Below are 18189 nucleotides of genomic sequence, written 5' to 3' on the forward strand. Positions count from 1 at the left end.
TTGACTTAAGGGCTCGGTGAAACTGGTTAAGGGGCAACGATTTCGTTTACCCATCGTTTGCCAGAACAATGATTGACATAGTCGCGGGACGTTTGTTTGCCTTACAGCACCCAAACATCGGACCGTACTACTGAGACGGCATGGACAAGATCCGGCGAGTTCTTTGCTCGCGGATCGAGATAGGAACCGATGCCGAGCTCGAGACTGCAGTCACGGCCGCTGACCAGGATGGACAATCCTTATGCGATAAACATCGATGAATTGTCTTGCCGACAGGTGGCGCGCCGCGATCCGCTCGCCGCCGACGCGGTGCTGGCGAATCTTCCGGTAATGAATGCGGCGGCCGATCTACGCCAGCTCGCGACCATGTTCCGCGAGTTGCTGTCCCGGGCGCGCGAGGTCGAGTTACCGGAAATAGCCGATCGGCTGGCGGCGATGCGGGACGTCGGCATGCTCATGTCTTCTTTGCGCAGACACGGTGTCGAGCCGCTCGATGCCGTGCCCGAAGCAGCCGGCGTCTTGCTCGCATGGGGCCATTCGGCGGGCATGGTGCCCCGGGACACCGTGCTGCACTACGGCGCGTGGAATCCGCGGGGGAAGCGCCAGCGGATGTTCCTCGGCGAGCAGCAGGAAAACGTCGTGCTCGATGCCGTCCGCGTGAGCACCCTGTTGATCAGCGAGATCGCGCCGCAGCTGGCGGGTTTGGCCGAACTGCACCCGGACGACACGGCTTTCGGCGAGATCTGCCATGCGGCAGCCGATCAGTTGGAGACCCTGCCGCAGTTGATGAGCGGTCTCTACCGCACCGTCGATCCGATCGAGTTCTACGCCGCTCGATTGCGGCCGTTCATGGCGGATGTGGTGGTGGCCGACCGCTCGTACTACGGACCCGCCGCCGTCCACGTGCCGCTGTATCTGATCGACCGGCTCGTCTGGTCGTCCGATCACGGCGGCGTCGGCATGACGTATTTCCAAGACGATCTGCTGAACTACGGACTCCCCCGGTGGCGGCGGATGTTCGAGCACACCGCGGACGCTGAATCATTGGTGACCCGGCTCGTCCGGGAATTCGACCGCCCCGACGGTCCCCCGTCGACCAAGGCGGCCTACGCCATGGACGGCGTCATCCGAATCCTGGACGGCCTGGTCACTTTTCGCACCAAACACGGCATGCTCGCCCGAGCCGCCTACACCGACGGCACGCGCTACGCCATGGGCATCGCGGGCGTCAGTCCCGCCGTCCTCGACCACGTCCTCGCCCTCACCCGCCGCTGCGCGAACTGGGCCCGCACCCGCCGCAGAGGCGCCCGCACCTGATCAGCCCAAGCACGTTGTCAACGATTCAAATGGCGGGCAGAACGAACAAACCGCACGATATTCCGAGGGTGCCAAGGTCGCAGGTTGGCTAGAAACGCCTCGAACTCTGGTTCCAGACCTTTCGTCCCCATAGCCCGAAGGTCAGCGAGCGCTTCCGACGTCAATCGAGACGCGCGTCGCGGACGCCCTGCATTCCTGGCGAGATGCGCACAGCCGAACCCAGAGTAAGCGCGTCCCTCCAGAGTTTGCCGCGGGTGGTTCCTCGACCGTGCGAGAATCGGCCGCGCTTCGTCGAGTTGTCCCGCCAGCGCCAGCATCAACCCATAGAGTGCCAGTTGAGTTGGTGGATCGTAGCCATCGCTCGCACGGCGCAGATCCACCACATCCCGGTACATCTCAGCCGCATCGCGCCAATCTCGTTTCGCGACAGCGACGTACGCCTGCACTGCCCGAACACGCGCGCGTACCGGCGGCAGGGTCGCCAGCGCCTGCGCCCGACCCAGGTCCGAGGAATAGTCCGAGTCGACGTCACGTCCAATGGCAAGTTGCACAAGGTATGCGATCGCCAAAGCTTCGCCGTCCGCCAACCCGTTCGATACGGCGAGGGCATGGCCCCTGGTCAGCAGTTCCAACGCGCGCTCGTCATCGCGGCGCGTCAGCAGTATGTATCCGACGCCGTCGATCAGTAGCCAGGTTTCCCATTCGACCAACCCGAGCTCATGCGCGGCGGCAATGCACCACTCCGACACCGTCTTCCGCTCATCAATCATCCCGATCCGCCACAAGTGGTGTACAAGCACACCACCCAGCCGCAACACAACGTCGTGTCTTCTATCGCCGACCGCCCATCGGACACACTGGAGGATCGCCTTGATATCACGCTCTATCTGCACGTTTGTCAGCCATCGCGTTATCGGTGCCCAGTAGTCTGTCCCGAGACCCGTTGCCACGAAGTCGAGAAGAAGATCAGTCATACGACTCTTCAGCTCGGCGGACAGCGAAGGATCCGTCGACACCTCGCCTGCCATGAACTGGTGAGCCAACGGGAGCATGCTGAAACGATCGTCCGAAACACGCACCAGCGAGAGTTTCAACAAATCACGCGCGGCAGCGCTACCTGCCGCGTCGTCGAGACCAGCGACGCGGAATGCGGTAGAGCGCGCAACATCCGTGGGGAACAGCGAAATCGCCATGATGAGCCGATAGCCATCGGTACCCCGTATCCTGACTATCGCGTTTGAAAATATGTACTCCACGACATCTCCATCCGGATTGGATACTGCCTCTCGTAGCGCTTCCAGGTCGAATCCGTACGCGATCTGTCCAGCACTCCATACCGCGGCCAACGCGACCCCGCCGCTGCAGTCGTACACCTGAGCTTCGAGCTCGGCCGAGGAGTCCAGCCCCTTCGCCGCTAGTTCATGCGCGACCAGTGTCGCTGTATCGGTTGGGCCGAACTCGGCAAGACGGATCTCGTAAGCCCAGCCGAGTTCAGGTCTAGTGGTCACCAAGGCTCGGGTCGGGCTGGGCATAGTACGCAGGAACGAGAGGATCGTGTCTGCTTCGATCGTCTCTATATTGTCGACGATCAACAGGACTCGCCGCTGGCTCAGCAGAGTCCGAACGAGATGTTCTCGTTCCGCCAGCGGTGCCTGGAGTATCTCCCGCCGTTCCAAAGTAATGGCGATCGCACGAAAGACATCCGCGATGGATTGCACCGCGGAACGTCGCTGAACGATCCCGCTTGGCAACAGTTCATACTGCTGCGCGGAGCACCATATGAACGTGTCGTACTGATTAGGCCTGCTGTGGCCGGCGCGTGAGAACAATTGATGAGCTGCTTCCAGGGCCAGGGTGGTTTTACCAACACCACCAAAGCCGACTACCGCAACGACCGCATGGGCAGAAGCGGTGGTCAACTGCTCGACCAGGCATCGCAGTTCCTGCACGCGGTCGACCAATCCGTGATGCAACGGCTGCGGGAGATTATGGATGATCCGTTGTGCCGGTGGAACGTTCCGCCGCGACCTCAGCCATTGCACCAGCGGAACCTGGCCAACGACCGCCACATAGAGGACCGCCACAATGCCCGCGAAACTACCACCAGCCGAGAGCAGTGTAGACCAATTCATACCTTGTCCTTGCTCGAGCGCCGCACTACGGACTCATAGATCTCCTCGAGCGAATAGATGTAGGTAGTCGGCCCGAAGTTCCTGCGAATGTGGTCTGCTCGCCCCAGACGACCCTCGGACCTGAGTCGGCCACCAGCCGACACAGCTTGCCGAATCGCAAACTCAGCCGATATGAGATCCCCGGCCTCGTAACCCAGGATGAACGGGTCGTGTTCCAACTCCCCGAGACCACCGGAGCGCGGTACTACCACGGGTGTGCCGCAGGCGGCCGCCTCGACAGCAGTGAGCCCGAACGGCTCGGTCTCCGCACAGGTAACCAGAACAGCCAAACTGCGGTAGATATCCGGCATGTCTTCGTGCGGCACACTTCCGCGAAATTTCAGAAAATCTGAGAGTCCGAGACGGTCTGCCATTGCCCGCAATTCCATGAGGCAAGGTCCGTCACCGACTACTACGAATTCATCGGCGAATCTCGAGGCCAGAAGAATGCTCGCCAGTCTGAGGAAGAAGTCTGCTCGCTTGTACGGGACGAGCCGACCGACGAATCCAACTCGGACAGGGCCGAGCACACATTCGTCGGATGGCGAAAATAATGTGGCGTTGTACGGATTTCGCAGAAGTATCCCATTACCGGCGGGCACCGCTATCTCCGACGTCAATTGCTCCCGAACGAACCTAGAAACACATATAATAGGTGGGAGTTCGATATCGGATAGATATCGACGACCGTGCAAGAAACGATGACGACGCAACATGGCAATTTCGGAACCATGACAAGTCACAACTGCCGCGCACCCTCGCCGTCGGGTCGCCTCGAACGGAATCCAAAAATGCTGGACGTGCACAATATCCGGATCGAACTCATGGACAACGTCTCCGATCACATCAGTCCACGTATCAACCAACTTCGACAACTCGCAAGGTTGCAGCGCATCGTAGGTTACCGAACTCGCGGGATGACCTGTGAATGACGGGAATCCACCAAAGGGAACATCGAACGTGTAATCTGCGCCGGAACTCTCGTCTGCCGAATTCGGAACAAGAGCGGCGGCTGCGTGTCCGCGCGCACGCAACGAACTGCGAAGGCCGGCTGTGTATGTACCGCTGCCGGACCCTTCCAGTGGAGTGTGGTTGATCAGCAGTACGCGCATTTACAGTCGAGTACCGCCATCGAGCCATTGCAGCTGTCGAGTCGGGTTGCGGAGAATGAACGAGTTGTCCGAATGACATCCGGACGGACAGTGCGCACACACTGACCCGGAGGTGGGAAACTCCCCATACCGCTGTCGTCCCAGTTCGACCAGATCCTCAACTTCCGAATCGAGCAGCGATCCGACCTTTTGATCAGCGTACTCATCGCACGGATACAAGAAGTTTCCCTCGAAGTCCAGGTAGAATTGATTGCCCTTTACCAAACAATTGGCCTGCGTAAACTCGTTACTGAGCCTCTCCGAGTGCTTACGATCGTTGGTTACGAACTCGGGACCAGCGTATTCGATTGCACGAAGCGAAACCTCCCGCTCCTTGGCCCAGTCCGAATGTTGATCCTGTTTCAAGGGAAGAAATTTCATGATGAATCGGTTCTCGATACAGAAATCAAGAATCGGGACGACGTCGCGATCGAAATTGTCCGTCGATGCTGTTGTCCACGAAGGAACAATAGTTGGCAGATCGTCGCCGAACTCCTGCCGCAGATCAGCCAGATCACCGAGTAGCCGAGTCATTTGCCCCGGGTACTGCCGAGTCCGCATTGCGTCGATACTCACCGTCAGCGTATCGATCAGGGGCAGAAGCTGTTTGTTCCGCCTGAGCAGGAGCCCATTCGTACTCACCCGTATGGACGGAATATCTTGGTGACGGATATGGTGCAGTAACTCACCGAAGTCCCGGCGACTGAACGGTTCACCACCGAGGATCACGAGGCAATAGGTTTTACCCGAAAGTTTTTCGGCCAACCGACGAAGTGTCTCGGTAGCTACATTCTCCTTGGCGTGGTGTGACGCCTCCGAAAAATAGTCCTCATAGTAAAAGTAGCAGTAGCTGCAACGCAAATTACATGTGTTGGTGACATAAATATCCGTTTCGAATGCGCGATGCGCATCAAGACCGAGCTGCAACCGCAGCAAGTCCTGCTCAAATTCGGCTCGGATAGCGGATCGCGTGGCTGAATTCCGGATAGTGATGAGCATTTTCCACTACTCTCGCCCGCTCTGGTCACCATCTACGAGGACCTTGTCTGCCGGAATGCTCGGCGCACGAACCACAATTAGCTCGGTATCCGATTCGGTGCTGATATCGGATACCACGGAATGTGGCCAGATAACATAGAACTGCCCTTGCCGAAGGTCGTGTTCCACGCCATCGATCGTCAGCCGCATCCGCCCTCGGATAAGGATGTTGATCTCGACCGTCTTCTCGTGAAAGTGTGCCTGGTCACGACTCGGACGCACGTCGGAAAGTTGCTGCCAGGCAACCTCGACCAGGTCGCTGTTCAGGAGCGGCTCGTCAACAAACGATCCGAAGAACCAACCCTTACGCTTACGAAAATCATCCACGGTTCCGACGAACGATGCCGGGTTGTCGCTGTCCATAACTCAACCTTTCGCTAGAAGCGCATCGACTATTCTCCCAGAGAAGATACTTCACCTAAGTAAAATCTGCGGCGTCGCGCATATAGGCCATCAGCGAGCTTCTTACCCGCGATCCCGAAGCATCCAATACCAAGGCGATCATCGAACGCAAATCATCGAACGTACTGAACCTCCACTACGTCTCCGTCGCGACAGTCCACAACAGCGTCCGACACCGCCTGACCTTCCCGGTTTTGCCGACGCCTTCCGCATACCGCACTCATCCGGGAGTAAACGGCGACGCATACCCGTATGCAGATCAGATCCTGCATCAAACTCCGGCATCATCATCGCGACCCCCGTCTCGATTCAAGAAGCAAAGTATCAACGTCGATCAGCTACCGACGAGCTGCATAGTTTGAAACTCGCCCCTGCACTGCCGCCCGATTGACATTAAATCGTCCTCTGCGCAGATCCATTTGTCAACTGTCGCAACATATTTCGACAGTGGGACTATAATATCGCTCGTCGAACGAACCCGACGCCCCGTTTAACACCGACGCTACTCATCGAGATGGGCTTCGAAGGCGATGCGGTCGCCGCGGTAGAGACCGCGGACCCGTTCGATGGGTGCGCCGGCGGTGTCGACGCTGCGGCGGTGCAGGAGCAGCAGCGGCAGGGCCGTGGTGCATTCGAGCAGGGCCGCCTCGCGGGGTGAGGCGAGGACGGTTTCGATGCGTTCGGTGGCGCGGCCGAAGGCGACGCCCGCGGCGCGCACCGCCGCGTACAGCGAGGTGGTGGGGTCGTAGCTGGTGCGCAGGTCGGCGAACCGATGCAGCGGCAGGAAGGTGCTCTCCAGCCCGATGCGTTCGCCGTCGGCGAGCAGCACCCGCTCCAGGTGCATGACCGAGGTACCCACGGGCACAGCGAGATCACGGGCCACATCGGCATCGGCGGGCACGTCGTCCCAGCTGACGAGCAGTCGGCCGGGCACGCGGCCGTAACTGATCGCGCCCTCGGTGTAGGAGCGCAGCGACAACGGCTGCACCATTTTCGGGCGAGAAACGACGGTGCCCCGGCCTTGCCTGCGAATCCGCCCCTCCACCAGCAGATCTCGCAGTGCTTGCCGCACCGTTTCCCGCGCCACCTCGAATCGAACGGCCAGATCCCGTTCGGACGGAACCGGATCCCCCTCGTGCAGTTCCCCGAGGATCGCCTCGATCTCGGTGCGCACCCGATAGGACTTCGGCAGCCGGTCCGGCAGCGCGAACTCCGCGCGCCCGCCCCCACTGCCCGCCGCGGCACCGACCCTGCCCACCTCCGTCGCGTCCATGTCCCACAGCGTACCGCAATTGGTCTATACCAATTGTTAACCTGCCGTTCGCGCCACTAACACCCGTTGGTCTAGACCAATGTGCACCATGGTCGCATGCGATTGGTCATCATCGGCGGTGGGATCCTCGGCACCGCGCACGCCCTGGCCGCCGTCCGCCGCGGTCATGAGGTCGTGCAGATCGAGCGGGAGACCGAGGCGCGCGGCGCCACGGTCCGCAACTTCGGCCTGGTCTGGGTCTCCGGCCGGGCCGCGGGCGAACTCGAGCTGACCCTGCGATCCCGGCAGCTGTGGGAGGAACTGGGCGGCAAGGTCCCCGGCGTCGGATTCCGTCCCGCCGGATCGATCACGCTGGTGCGCACGCCCGCCGAGCTGGCGGTCGCCGAACAAGCCGTCGCGGACCCGTCGGCCGAGGCCCGTGGTTTCGCGTTGCTCGAGCCCGCCGAGGTACGCGCGATCAACCCTGCGCTGCGCGGCAAATTCCTTGCGGGGCTGCATTGTTCGGCCGACGCCGCAGTCGAGTCCCGACAGGCGCTGCCCGCGATCCGCGCCTACCTCGCGGCCACCGGCCGCTACACCTTCCACGCGGGTACCGAAGCCAGGTCGGTCACCGACACCGCCGCGGGCGCGACCGTGCGCGACGACCAGGGCCGCCGATTCGACGCGGACCTGGTGCTGGTCTGCCCCGGCGCGGCGCACACCGGGCTGGCCCGCGAGCTGGCCGGCGTGCTGCCGGTGCGCCGGGTCCGGTTGCAGATGATGCAGACCGCGCCGCTCGGCGAGCCGCTCACCACCGCCATCGCCGACGGCGACAGCTTCCGCTACTACCCCGGTTTCGCGGGTGCGGCGGTGGACACGCTGAATCGCGAGCAGTCCCAATCGGCGACCGCCGCGGAACACAAGATGCAGTTGCTCTGCGTGCAGCGCTTGCACGGCGGCCTGACCATCGGCGACACCCATGAATACGACGAGCCGTTCGCCTTCGACGTGGACGAGGCGCCCTATGAACATCTCACCGCGGTGACCGAGGAACTGCTCGGACGCGCACTGCCGCAGGTGGTTCGGCGCTGGGCGGGTGTGTACAGCCAGAGCACCGATCCCACCGCGCTCGTCACCCGCGCCGCCGCCGGAGCACACACCTGGGTCGTCACCGGCCCGGGCGGCCGCGGCATGACCCTCGGACCCGCACTCGGCGAGGAAACCGCCGAACTCCTGAATCTGTGAGGATTACCTTGTCGGACAACACTATTCAATTGGTCGTGCTGGACATGGCGGGCACCACCGTGGCCGACGGCGGCCTGGTGCTGCGCGCGTTCGAGGCCGCTGCCACGGCGGCGGGCATCGCGGCCGAGGGGCCGGAGCGCGAGGCGGCCCGCACTTACGTGCTCGACACCATGGGCCAGTCCAAGATCGCCGTGTTCCGCGCACTGCTCGGTGACGAGGACCGCGCCCAGCAGGCCAACCTGGCCTTCGAGGCCGCGTACGAGGCGCTCATCGACGAGGTCGAGATCACCCCGATTCCCGGTGCCGCCGCGGCGATCGGCAAGCTGCGCGGCGCCGGCATCAAGGTCGCGCTCACCACCGGTTTCAGCCGCTCGACCCGGGACCGCCTGCTGCACGCGCTCGGCTGGCAGGACCTCGCCGACCTGACGCTGGCGCCCGCCGACGCCGGACGCGGACGCCCCTACCCCGACCTGGTGCTTACCGCTCTGCTGCGCCTACAGGCCGATGCGGTGGATCGGGTTGCGGTACTGGGCGATACGACCAGCGATATCGCCACCGGCCTGGCCGCGGGCGCACAGATCGTCGCGGGCACGCTCACCGGCGCGCACGACGAGGCGCAACTGCGCGCGGCGGGCGCCACCCACGTGGTGGCATCGGTCGTCGAATTCGCCGAACTGATCCTGGCCGAACGCTCCTGACCAACCCGGCCACGCCCCATTCCTTCGACTCCGACCCTCTCACGAACCGAAAGTTGTAGTCACGTGCGTACTTCCAACACGCAGACCCGCCTCGCACGCCGCCTGTCCCGGGCCGCGCTGCTCGTCGCCGCCGTCACCACCGTCGCGGCCACCGCGGCCTGCGGCGGCACCGGCACGGACAGCGCGAGCGGCAAGACCGTCACGGTCTATTCCGCCGACGGCGTGGGCAGCTGGTACCAGAACCAGTTCGCCGAGTTCAAGAAGCAGACCGGTATCGCGGTCAATCTGGTCGAGGCCGGTTCCGGCGAGGTCGTCAACCGGGTCGACAAAGAGCAGGCCAACCCGCAGGCCGACGTCGTCGTCACCTTGCCGCCGTTCATCCAGAAGGCGAAAGCCGCTGGGCTGCTCCAGGACAGCGGCGTGGACACCAGCGCCGTCCCGGCCGCGGACAAGGACGCCGAGGGCAAGTACGTCACGCTGGCGAACAACTACCTGTGCTTCATCGCCAACCCCGCGGTCGACGCGAAGGCACTCACCTGGGACGACCTGCTGAAGCCGGAATTCAAAGGCAAGCTGCAGTATTCGACGCCCGGCCAGGCCGGTGACGGCACCGCGGTCCTGATCCTGTTGCAGAAGCTGCTCGGCAAGCAGGGCGCACTCGACTATCTGGCCAAGTTGCAGGCCAACAATGTCGGGCCGTCCTCGTCCACCGGCAAGCTGCAGGCCAAGGTCGACAAGGGCGAGCTGAGCATCGCCAACGGCGACGTACAGATGAACCTGACCACCATCAAGGAGAAGAGCTCGAAGTTCAGCGTGTTCTTCCCGGCCACGGCCGACGGCAAGAAGTCGACCGTCGCGGTGCCGTATGTGATGGGTCTGGCCAAGGGCGCGCCGCATCAGGCCGACGCCAAGAAGCTGATGGAGTTCCTGCTCTCGGCGCAGGCGCAGAAGTCGCTCGGCACAGACGCTTTCGCGGTACCCGCGCGGGCCGAACTGCGCGAGACCCCGGCCGCCGGTTCGGGCCCCTCGCCGAGTTCGGTGCTGCAGGGCGTCGAGCTGCTGCCGGTCGACTGGAACAAGGTGCTGACGGATCTGGACGCCGACCTCGCCGCGTACCAGAAGGCCACCGGTAGCTGAAACGCGTTAGCGCACAAGGGAGTCGATCATGTCCACCGGTGACGCGCGGACCAAGTCATCTACCTCTGCCCCGACCGGGACGCGGGACGTCGCCGAGCCGGCGATCGTGTTCGATCGGGTCGGCGTCAGCTATCGCAGCGGCCGCAAGACCACGGTCGCGCTGGCCGATTTCACCCTGCGTGTCGCCGCGGGGGAAACCGTCGCCCTGCTGGGACCGAGCGGTTCCGGTAAGTCGACGGCGCTCAAAGCCCTGGCCGGATTCGTCCGGCCGAGCTCGGGCGCGGTCCGGCTGGCCGGTCGCGACGTCACCGAACTCTCCCCGGCCAAGCGCGGGATCGGCGTCGTCGTGCAGTCGTACGCGCTGTTCCCGCATATGACCGTGCACGGCAATGTGGCCTTCGGGCTGAAGGCACAGCGCGTGCCGCGCAAGGAGATCGGCGCGCGGGTGACCGAGGCGCTGGACATGGTCGGCATGGGGGCCTACGCGAAGCGACTGCCCCGCGAACTGTCCGGCGGGCAGCAGCAGCGGGTGGCGATCGCCAGGGCGCTGGCCATCCGGCCCAAGGTGTTGCTGCTCGACGAACCGCTCGCCGCGCTCGACGCCCAGCTGCGCCAATCCATGCTCGGCGAATTACAGCAGTTGCGGGCCGCGCTGCCGGACACGGCCATGCTGTATGTGACCCACGACCAGACCGAGGCGCTCGCCTTGGCCGATCGCATCGCCGTCATGCGCGATGCCCGCCTGGTCGACATCGACACCGCCGAAAACCTCTGGCGTCGCCCGCCTTCCGATTTCACCGCCGCCTTCCTCGGTGGGGCGAACCTGCTGTCCTGCACCGTGAACCGGGTGTCCGGCGGCGCGGCCCTGGTCACCGTCGGTACCCGGACGCTGCGGGCGGAAGCGCCCACACCGGTTGTCGGTCAAGAGAATTGGGCCCCGGACTCGCCCGCGCTGCTGTGTGTGCGCCCGCACACCATCCGGATCGGCGCCACCGCCGACCGAGACGCGCTGCGTGGCACGGTGACCACCGCGGTGTGGCGTGGTGCCTCGACCCGCTTGCAGCTCAGCATCGACGGGCTGGCCGACGAGGTCACCGCCGATGTTCCCGGCCACGTAGAGACGGCGGTCGGCGCGGTCGTCGGGGTCCGCTTCCCTGACCCTGCCGGTGTCCTCATCCCCCGTACGGTCGGGGCGAGCGGGTGAGCACGCCGGTCCTGCTCGAGCCGATCGCCGAGCCGAGCCCGCAACGCCCTGCGCGGCAAGGTAACTGGAAACCGGTGCTGTGGAGCCTGCCGCCGCTGCTGGTGGTGCTGGGCATCGCGGTGTACCCGATCGTCCGGGTGCTCGCCGAATCGACCGTGACGCCGTCCGGCCGGGGCACCGCGGTGTGGTCGGACGTGCTCGGCTCCGAATCGTTCCGGAACGCGTTGTGGCGCACGGTGTCCATCGCGGCCCTGTCCACCGCCGGGTGCCTGGTGCTCGGCACCTTCCTGGCCATCGTGCTCGCCTTCGTGCCGTTCCCCGGTGCACAGGTGGTGGGCCGGCTCATCGATACGGTGCTGACGCTGCCGTCGTTCCTGATCACGCTGGCGTTCACGTTCCTCTACGGTACCGCGGGCGCGGTGAACGCGCTGATCGCCGAGCTGACCGGCGGTACCGAGCCGGCACTGGATTTCCTCACCACCCCGCTCGGCGTAATCCTCGCCGAGATCACGTTTTTCACGCCGTTCGTGGTGCGGCCGCTGCTGGCCGCGTTCGCGCAGTTGCCGCGGGAACAACTCGATGTCGCGGCGAGCCTGGGCGCTTCGCCGTGGCGCGTCCTGCGTCAGGTGGTGCTCCCGGAGGCCTGGCCCGCGCTGGCGGCAGGCGGCAGCCTGGTTCTGCTGTTGACGCTCAACGAGTTCGGCATCGTGCTGTTCACCGGCGCGAAGGGCGTGCTGACGCTGCCCGCGCTGATCTACACCCGCGGCATCGTCACGTTCGACCTGCCCGGCGCCGCGGTCCTCGCCTCGGTGCAGGTGCTGTTGTCGCTCACGCTCTACATCGGCTACCGGCTCGTGTTCGCCCGGTTCACCGGTGCCGCCGCGAAGAAGGACTGAATCATGCTGGTGTGGACGAAAAAGGGCAGAGCCGTCGTGCTCGCGGCGTTCGCGCTCGTCGTGCTCGTGGTGTTCCTCGCCCCGATCGCGACGGTGGCGGCGGCCGCGCTGGCGGGCAGCTGGACCGGCCCGCTGCCGTCGGATCTCGGCTTCGCCAACTTCGGGCGGGCGCTGTCCGGCGAGCAGGCGGCCAGTCTCTCGGTGAGTTTGCAGACGGCGCTGCTGGCCGGCGCCGTCTCGCTGGTGCTCGGCACGTGGGCGGCGCTGGCGGCGCGCGAGGCGCCCGGCTGGTGGCGGCGCTGCACCGATGCCGTATTCCACCTGCCGGTCGCGGTCCCGTCGGTCGCCATCGGCCTCGGCGTGCTGATCGCGTTCAACAAGCGGCCCGTCCTGCTCGGCGGCACGAAATGGATTGTCATCCTGGCGCATTCGGTGCTGGTGCTGGCGTACGCGTTCAGTGCCGTGTCGGCCGCGCTGGACCGGATCGACCCCGGCTACCGGCAAGCCGCCGAATCGCTGGGCGCGGGACCGGCCAGGGTCCTGTTCCAGGTGACGTTGCCCTTGCTGCTGCCCGCCCTCGGCGCGGCCGCGGGTCTGGCCGTCGCACTGTCGATGGGCGAGCTCGGCGCCACCATCATGGTGTATCCGGCCACCTGGAAGACGCTGCCGGTCAGCATCTTCGCGCAGACCGATCGCGGCGAGGTCTTCGACGCCGCGGCGAGCACCACCCTGCTCGTGCTGACCACCCTGGTGGCGCTGATCCTGCTCGGACGGATCCGCAGCCGCGCCACCCTGCGCTGACCCAGCCCGCGTTGGTCCCGGCCGGTGCGCGCCGGCCGACCTAATATGGCGAGGTGACCGCTTTTCCGTTGATCTTCACCGCGGGCTGGGCGAGCGGGGTGAACGCGTACGCCGTCGTCCTGCTGCTCGGTCTCTTCGGGCGCACCGGCCTCGCCGATTCGGTGCCCGCGGCGCTGCAGCGGACCGATGTGCTGATCGCCGCCGCGGTGCTGTTCCTGATCGAAGCGGTGGCGGACAAGATCCCATACCTGGACTCGTTCTGGGACGCGTTGCACACCGTGGTGCGGCCGCTCTCGGGCGCGGTGGTGGCGGCTTTGATTGCGGGACAGGACGGTTCGCTGCCGGAGCTGGCGGCCGGCGCGGTCGGTGGCTTCAGCGCGCTGGCCAGTCATCTGGTCAAGGCGGGCACGCGGATGGCGATCAACACTTCGCCGGAGCCGGTCAGCAATGTCGTGGCGAGCACGGCGGAGGACACCGCGGTCGCCGGGATCGTGACGCTGGCGATCTTCCATCCGATCCCGGCGGCCATCATCGCGGGCGTGCTGCTCGTGCTCGGTGTGGTCCTGGTGGCCTTCCTCGCCACCCGCATCCGCCGCTATCTGCGGCGCCGCCGGGAGCGCAGAGCGGCGCGGCACGCGCCCGCGGTCTGATTCCCCGCGCACCTCGTCAGCTCCCACCCAGCGGTATCCGAAAGGCGGGCCGTCGAACCATGGCAGCACCGGCGACAAAACTCCTGAAGGACCTCGAACCGCTGGCCGCGCCGCAGCGCAGGCGCGCGGTCGCCGGCACGGCTCTGCGCCTGACCGGGACACCCGAACTCGGCGCGCTGCTCGACGACCTCGGGGCGCGTGGCCACTACGAGCGCGTCATCGCCATCCAACTGGCCACGATCGCCGCCGACCGCGCCCACCTGCTCGCTCAACTCGATTCCGCGGAAGCGGAATTCGGGTGCCGCGCGCTCGCCGGGCTGGTGCGCATCGCCGTCGCCCCGGCGGAACTGGTCGCGCGCGTACCGCGGTTGCCGCAACGCGTCCGGCGCACGCTGTATCGCGCGATCGGGCGTCGTTCGGCAGGCCCGGAACTGGCCGATGCGTTACTGCCCGAGATCAGAACGCATTTCGGCGATGCGGAGGCGGCGCACCTCCTGCCGTACTGCTCCCCGGCGGTGGTCGCCGAGCACCTGCCACGACTCGACTACGCCACGCCGAATTGGCGCACGCTGCACCGCAATCACTCCGATCTCGTGCTCGGCCATTTGGAGGGCCTCGCCGCGCTGGCCGGTGAAGCGGAGTGGCCACACCTGTGGCCGTGGATCGCCGCGGGCGCCGACACCTGCGCACTGCGCCACCCGGACCGGCTGATCGCCCTCGCCGCCCGCGCGGTCCGGTATGTGCCGCTCTCCGGACTCGGCGGCACCGTCGGCGCACTGGCCAGGCACGACGTGGACACGGTCGCCGCCTTGATCCTGCATCCGAGTGGGCGCGGCACCGGCCTGGCCGGACGGGCACTGTTCACCGCGTTACGCGAACTACCGGACGACCGGCTGATCGCCTTGTGCACCGCCTACCCCGACCATCAGCGCCGGGCTTTCCTGCGCACGCTGGCACCGGCGCGGCGGGCCGCGGTGATCCAGGTGTTCATCCCGCCCGGCACCGATCCCGCGCGGGTCGATCTCGACGCGCTGGACCAGGTGCCCCGAGACGAGCGGACGGGACTCGCCCGGCTGCTGCTCGCCAAGCACGGCGGCACCGAGGTTCGAGCCGTCCGCGAGCGCTTGATCGCCCGCCTGCCGTGGGACGAGGCCGAACCCGCACTACGCGAGAGCATTCGCCGACCGGCGGCCGAGGAGCGCGCGCAGGCCTATCCGCTGCTGGTGACCGCCGCGATCGGCAGCCGCGATCCCGAAGCGGTCGGCGCGCTGCTCGACCTGCTGCGCCGGCTGCGCAACGAACAGGACCCGGTGCGGCGCAGCGCGTTACAGGCGATCGGCCGGATCCCGCCCACACTGCTGCGCAGCGCCCACCTGCCCGCACTGGAAATGCTGACCTTCGATGCCGTGCAGGCGCGGGACCGGTCGTCCGCGACCATCGACGCAGTCGGCCGGATCGCCCGTACGCTGCTGGTGCACGGGGCCCGCACTGGTGAAGCCGCCTTCACGGATGCGGCCTTGCGCATCATTGAAATCCTTGCTGCGCAAGAGAGTTCGGTGCCGCTATGGCAGCTGCACCGGGACCTGCCGCACGGCGCGGAGCACCGCCTGTTCGACACCCTGCGCCCCCGGCTCGACAGCGCCGCCGCCCGCGACGAGTGGGATCTGACGCTGCGCCTCGCCCAGGGCCTCGACCGGCGCGCCTGGCAGGTCCCGGCGTTGCAGCAGTTGCTCTTACGCGCCTGCGGAGCGCGCGACGACCACGTCATCCGAACCGCCGTCGATCTGGTGCTGGCGAACCCGGCCACCCGCGACGAGCACCTGGCCGTTCTGCTGCATCGAGACCGGTCCCTCATCGCGCTGCCCCGGGTGCGGCAGTTGATCGCGACGCGCCGCACCGATCTGCTCGGCCTGGTCCTCGCCGGAGCGAACCCGGGTCGCTTCAGTTCGCCCAAAGTGCGGATGGTGCCGGACTTCTCGACCGGATTCGGCGGATGGACGCCGCGACAGGTCGAGCTGTATGCCCGAGCGCTCACCGCGCTGGTGCGGTCGAAGCAGACCGCACCGTGGGAGAAAGCCTGGGCGATACAGCGTCTGGGCCGCCTGCCCGAGAGCGTCGCCCGCCTGCGCGGCTATTCGGAAGACCCGGAACTCACGGTGGCCGAGGCCGCGCTCACCGCCCTCGGCCGCAGCGAAGAGGCGGCGGCCGCCGTCGACGTACTCGGCCGCTACGTGTCCGGCGACCGCGCCCGGGTCGCGGTGAGCGGCATGGCTTCCCGCGCCAGGAGCATCGCCCCCGACCAGCTCGCGGGCGCATTGCGACCGCTGCTGGACGCCCCCAAGATCACCTCCGTGAAAGAGGGGGTGCGCCTGCTGGCGGCGTTGCACGCGCCGGAAGCAATGGCCACGCTTCGAGCGCTCTGGGATCGCCCGGACCAGCACCGAGATGTGCGGCGTGCCATCGTCTTCGGCTGCCGTTGGCTGCTGCGGCACGACGAGGCCTGGCAGATCCTCGACGCGGCCGTCCGCCTGCCCGAGGTGGCGAGCGAGGTGCTGACACTCGCCCCTGGCGAGCTTCCGGTCGCGCAGCGGCATCGCATGGCCGAACTCGTCCACACGGTGGCCGCCGACCCGGATACCGCGCTCGCCGGCACGGCGTTGCGGGTGCTGGGTACCTGGCACCGCTGGGCGCCCGCCGAAACCGGCGACCTCTTGGTGCGCAGGCTGACCGACCTCGGCGAGGTCGGGTTGTGGCGGCAGGTGGTGCCCGTGCTCGTGCACGGCGGTTTCCACGCACGCGTCCCGGCGGCCGTCGATCGGCTGCTCGCCTCGGCGGACCTCGTGCTGGTCGATCGTGATCTGCCTGCCCGCCAGCGACTCTCGACCTTGCTCGACGCGCTGGCCGTCGCTGCCGAAAGCTCCGAGCAGGCGCGTACGATCGCCGCGACGGTCGCCGCACGGCTCGCGCACGAACCCGGCTGGCACCGTGCGGCCATCGATCTGCGGCTCACCCGGATCCAGTGGGCCGAAGCGGATGCCGGAGTGCTGGCCATCCGGCAGGCATGTGCGCACGCGCACGGCGCACTGCTGACCTACCCGGCACAACGGCTGCGGTCCCGGCTGGCGGCCACTCCGAATGTCGTTGACGCGGACACTATGGCAGCGGTGGTACGGACAGTGGCCGCCGACTCCACGGCCGCGGCCCTGTGTGCGCTGACGTTGATCTCGCAGTGCGGCAAGCACTTCGGGTGGAGCGCGGACTGGACCGAACTACTCGCCCGAATGCGGACGCACGAGCAGGAGGATGTGCGGTTCGCGGCACACGAGGTCTTCACCGTTGCGGAGTGATTGCGGAAGAGGGGTTTTCAGCGGGCGTGCCGCGCCAGTCGACCACGCGGCACGCCGGGCGAGGCGCCCCGTTGCGCCCGCCGTCACTGTGCGACAACGTGAATGCCCGGGCGAAATCACTGGTCGGATGATTGCGCCCGGCACGTCGCCTATGAGGCCGTGACGCCGTCGGGTCCGAGCGTCACTTTCACGAAGGCAATCGACGGCGGCCACCGGCCACGTCGGTTACCAAATCAGTGTACCCGTCAACGAGTTCGGCCAAGTGGTACCAATGTTTATGGGTATTGTCGCTGCGCGCGCCCTCGGCGTCGATCGCTTGATTGGCGTCCACCCAACTGCGGGCCATTCGGTCCACCACCGCGCCGAGACTTTCGGTGTGCAGCGACGCGCCATTGCGATGCTGGGGTATCTCCTTGCCGATCCAATCATTGATATCGTCGACCAGTTCGCTTCTGCGGCAGTCGATTTCAATGATCAGGGCGGAGTCTCCGACCTGTCGCCGCCGGGCATGCAGCTCGGCGAGCGCATGCGCCGAACGGAGCATTTCCCGGTCCTGGAAACGGCGCCCCTGAAAGGCACACAACAATTGCGGAGCAGTCGGCAGTACCCCCACCGTTGGCGCACTCATGCCTCCACCCCGACTTCACCCGACACCAACGCGCTTTGTACCAACATAATTGGCTCTCGATTCGGTTATCCCGGTCATCGGATCGGTTGTTCACAACTAGGCTAGCTGGATCATGCTCTTACAGATGCAAGAACGCAAGAGTGCGTCCGCATTGCTGCACCAACTGTGTCCTACCGCCGTTTCACCGCCCATCCCCGCACTGCCCCAACAACTTAGAACCCGCAGTGGCAGCACCGGGACCAGCAATTTCAC

15 protein-coding genes are annotated in these 18189 nt (G+C 65.8%); 9 read left to right on the forward strand and 6 right to left on the reverse strand.

Annotation, left to right across the window (positions count from 1 at the left end; translation table 11 throughout):
- Positions 1-189: 189 nt before the first annotated feature.
- Entirely contained in the window at positions 190-1317 is a 1128-nt protein-coding gene (locus tag O3I_RS30905) for a monodechloroaminopyrrolnitrin synthase PrnB family protein (protein WP_081594190.1), read from the forward strand.
- A gap of 17 nt (positions 1318-1334) precedes the next feature.
- Here O3I_RS30905 and O3I_RS30910 read toward each other — a convergent pair whose 3' ends face one another.
- The 5 genes from O3I_RS30910 to O3I_RS30930 all read right to left on the reverse strand — a co-directional run bounded on the left by O3I_RS30910 (position 1335) and on the right by O3I_RS30930 (position 7352).
- Positions 1335-3449, reverse strand: a complete 2115-nt coding sequence (locus O3I_RS30910) for an NB-ARC domain-containing protein (protein WP_041562977.1) — start codon at positions 3447-3449, stop codon at positions 1335-1337.
- Positions 3446-4600 carry a glycosyltransferase family 4 protein gene (locus tag O3I_RS44205; protein WP_081594191.1) on the reverse strand — a complete coding sequence of 385 codons (1155 nt, stop codon included), beginning with the start codon at positions 4598-4600 and terminating at the stop codon, positions 3446-3448. Before O3I_RS44205 ends, O3I_RS30910 begins: the two co-directional genes overlap by 4 nt.
- Positions 4601-5638, reverse strand: coding sequence for a radical SAM protein (locus tag O3I_RS30920; protein ID WP_041562978.1), 1038 nt, complete (start codon positions 5636-5638; stop codon positions 4601-4603).
- A 6-nt stretch (positions 5639-5644) separates the two neighbouring features.
- Positions 5645-6040 carry a cupin domain-containing protein gene (locus O3I_RS30925; RefSeq protein WP_014986960.1) on the reverse strand — a complete coding sequence of 132 codons (396 nt, stop codon included), beginning with the start codon at positions 6038-6040 and terminating at the stop codon, positions 5645-5647.
- A 541-nt stretch (positions 6041-6581) separates the two neighbouring features.
- The gene (locus O3I_RS30930; RefSeq protein ID WP_014986961.1) at positions 6582-7352 is read right to left on the reverse strand and encodes a GntR family transcriptional regulator; all 771 of its coding nucleotides are present in this window, start codon (positions 7350-7352) and stop codon (positions 6582-6584) included.
- A 96-nt stretch (positions 7353-7448) separates the two neighbouring features.
- Here O3I_RS30930 and O3I_RS30935 point away from each other — a divergent pair, with 96 nt between their 5' ends.
- From O3I_RS30935 to O3I_RS30970, 8 genes are all read left to right on the forward strand, one after another.
- Complete coding sequence (locus O3I_RS30935) at positions 7449-8576, forward strand: TIGR03364 family FAD-dependent oxidoreductase (RefSeq protein WP_014986962.1); 1128 nt, start codon at positions 7449-7451, stop codon at positions 8574-8576.
- 8 nt (positions 8577-8584) lie between these two features.
- Positions 8585-9274, forward strand: a complete 690-nt coding sequence (locus O3I_RS30940) for a phosphonatase-like hydrolase (RefSeq protein ID WP_014986963.1) — start codon at positions 8585-8587, stop codon at positions 9272-9274.
- A 63-nt stretch (positions 9275-9337) separates the two neighbouring features.
- On the forward strand, positions 9338-10411 hold the full coding sequence (locus tag O3I_RS30945) for a 2-aminoethylphosphonate ABC transporter substrate-binding protein (protein WP_014986964.1): 1074 nt from the start codon (positions 9338-9340) through the stop codon (positions 10409-10411).
- Between the two features lie 28 nt (positions 10412-10439).
- Positions 10440-11615 (forward strand): ABC transporter ATP-binding protein, encoded by a 1176-nt coding sequence (locus O3I_RS30950; protein ID WP_014986965.1) that lies wholly within the window; start codon positions 10440-10442, stop codon positions 11613-11615.
- Positions 11612-12511, forward strand: a complete 900-nt coding sequence (locus O3I_RS30955) for a 2-aminoethylphosphonate ABC transporter permease subunit (protein WP_014986966.1) — start codon at positions 11612-11614, stop codon at positions 12509-12511. The genes O3I_RS30950 and O3I_RS30955 overlap by 4 nt, the downstream gene beginning before the upstream one ends.
- A 3-nt stretch (positions 12512-12514) precedes the next feature.
- Entirely contained in the window at positions 12515-13312 is a 798-nt protein-coding gene (locus O3I_RS30960; protein WP_014986967.1) for an ABC transporter permease, read from the forward strand.
- 53 nt (positions 13313-13365) lie between these two features.
- Positions 13366-13962, forward strand: a complete 597-nt coding sequence (locus tag O3I_RS30965) for a DUF4126 domain-containing protein (RefSeq protein ID WP_041562979.1) — start codon at positions 13366-13368, stop codon at positions 13960-13962.
- A 59-nt stretch (positions 13963-14021) separates the two neighbouring features.
- Positions 14022-17309, forward strand: coding sequence for a hypothetical protein (locus tag O3I_RS30970; RefSeq protein WP_014986969.1), 3288 nt, complete (start codon positions 14022-14024; stop codon positions 17307-17309).
- Positions 17310-17496: 187 nt separating this feature from the next.
- Here the strand turns inward: O3I_RS30970 and O3I_RS30975 are convergent, their stop codons facing one another.
- Positions 17497-17853, reverse strand: coding sequence for a DUF4254 domain-containing protein (locus tag O3I_RS30975; RefSeq protein ID WP_014986970.1), 357 nt, complete (start codon positions 17851-17853; stop codon positions 17497-17499).
- Between the last annotated feature and the right edge of the window lie 336 nt (positions 17854-18189).

Origin of the sequence: Nocardia brasiliensis ATCC 700358 (assembly GCF_000250675.2) — a bacterium.
Taxonomy (GTDB): domain Bacteria; phylum Actinomycetota; class Actinomycetes; order Mycobacteriales; family Mycobacteriaceae; genus Nocardia; species Nocardia brasiliensis_B.

Coding starts and splice junctions, on each gene's coding strand:
- O3I_RS30910 (WP_041562977.1), bottom strand. CDS start 3,449: ATGAATTGGTCTACACTGCTCTCGGCTGGTGGTAGTTTCGCGGGCATT.
- O3I_RS44205 (WP_081594191.1), bottom strand. CDS start 4,600: ATGCGCGTACTGCTGATCAACCACACTCCACTGGAAGGGTCCGGCAGC.
- O3I_RS30960 (WP_014986967.1), top strand. CDS start 12,515: ATGCTGGTGTGGACGAAAAAGGGCAGAGCCGTCGTGCTCGCGGCGTTC.
- O3I_RS30975 (WP_014986970.1), bottom strand. CDS start 17,853: ATGCTCCGTTCGGCGCATGCGCTCGCCGAGCTGCATGCCCGGCGGCGA.
- O3I_RS30970 (WP_014986969.1), top strand. CDS start 14,022: ATGGCAGCACCGGCGACAAAACTCCTGAAGGACCTCGAACCGCTGGCC.
- O3I_RS30905 (WP_081594190.1), top strand. CDS start 190: ATGCCGAGCTCGAGACTGCAGTCACGGCCGCTGACCAGGATGGACAAT.
- O3I_RS30925 (WP_014986960.1), bottom strand. CDS start 6,040: ATGGACAGCGACAACCCGGCATCGTTCGTCGGAACCGTGGATGATTTT.
- O3I_RS30950 (WP_014986965.1), top strand. CDS start 10,440: ATGTCCACCGGTGACGCGCGGACCAAGTCATCTACCTCTGCCCCGACC.
- O3I_RS30935 (WP_014986962.1), top strand. CDS start 7,449: ATGCGATTGGTCATCATCGGCGGTGGGATCCTCGGCACCGCGCACGCC.
- O3I_RS30920 (WP_041562978.1), bottom strand. CDS start 5,638: ATGCTCATCACTATCCGGAATTCAGCCACGCGATCCGCTATCCGAGCC.
- O3I_RS30930 (WP_014986961.1), bottom strand. CDS start 7,352: ATGGACGCGACGGAGGTGGGCAGGGTCGGTGCCGCGGCGGGCAGTGGG.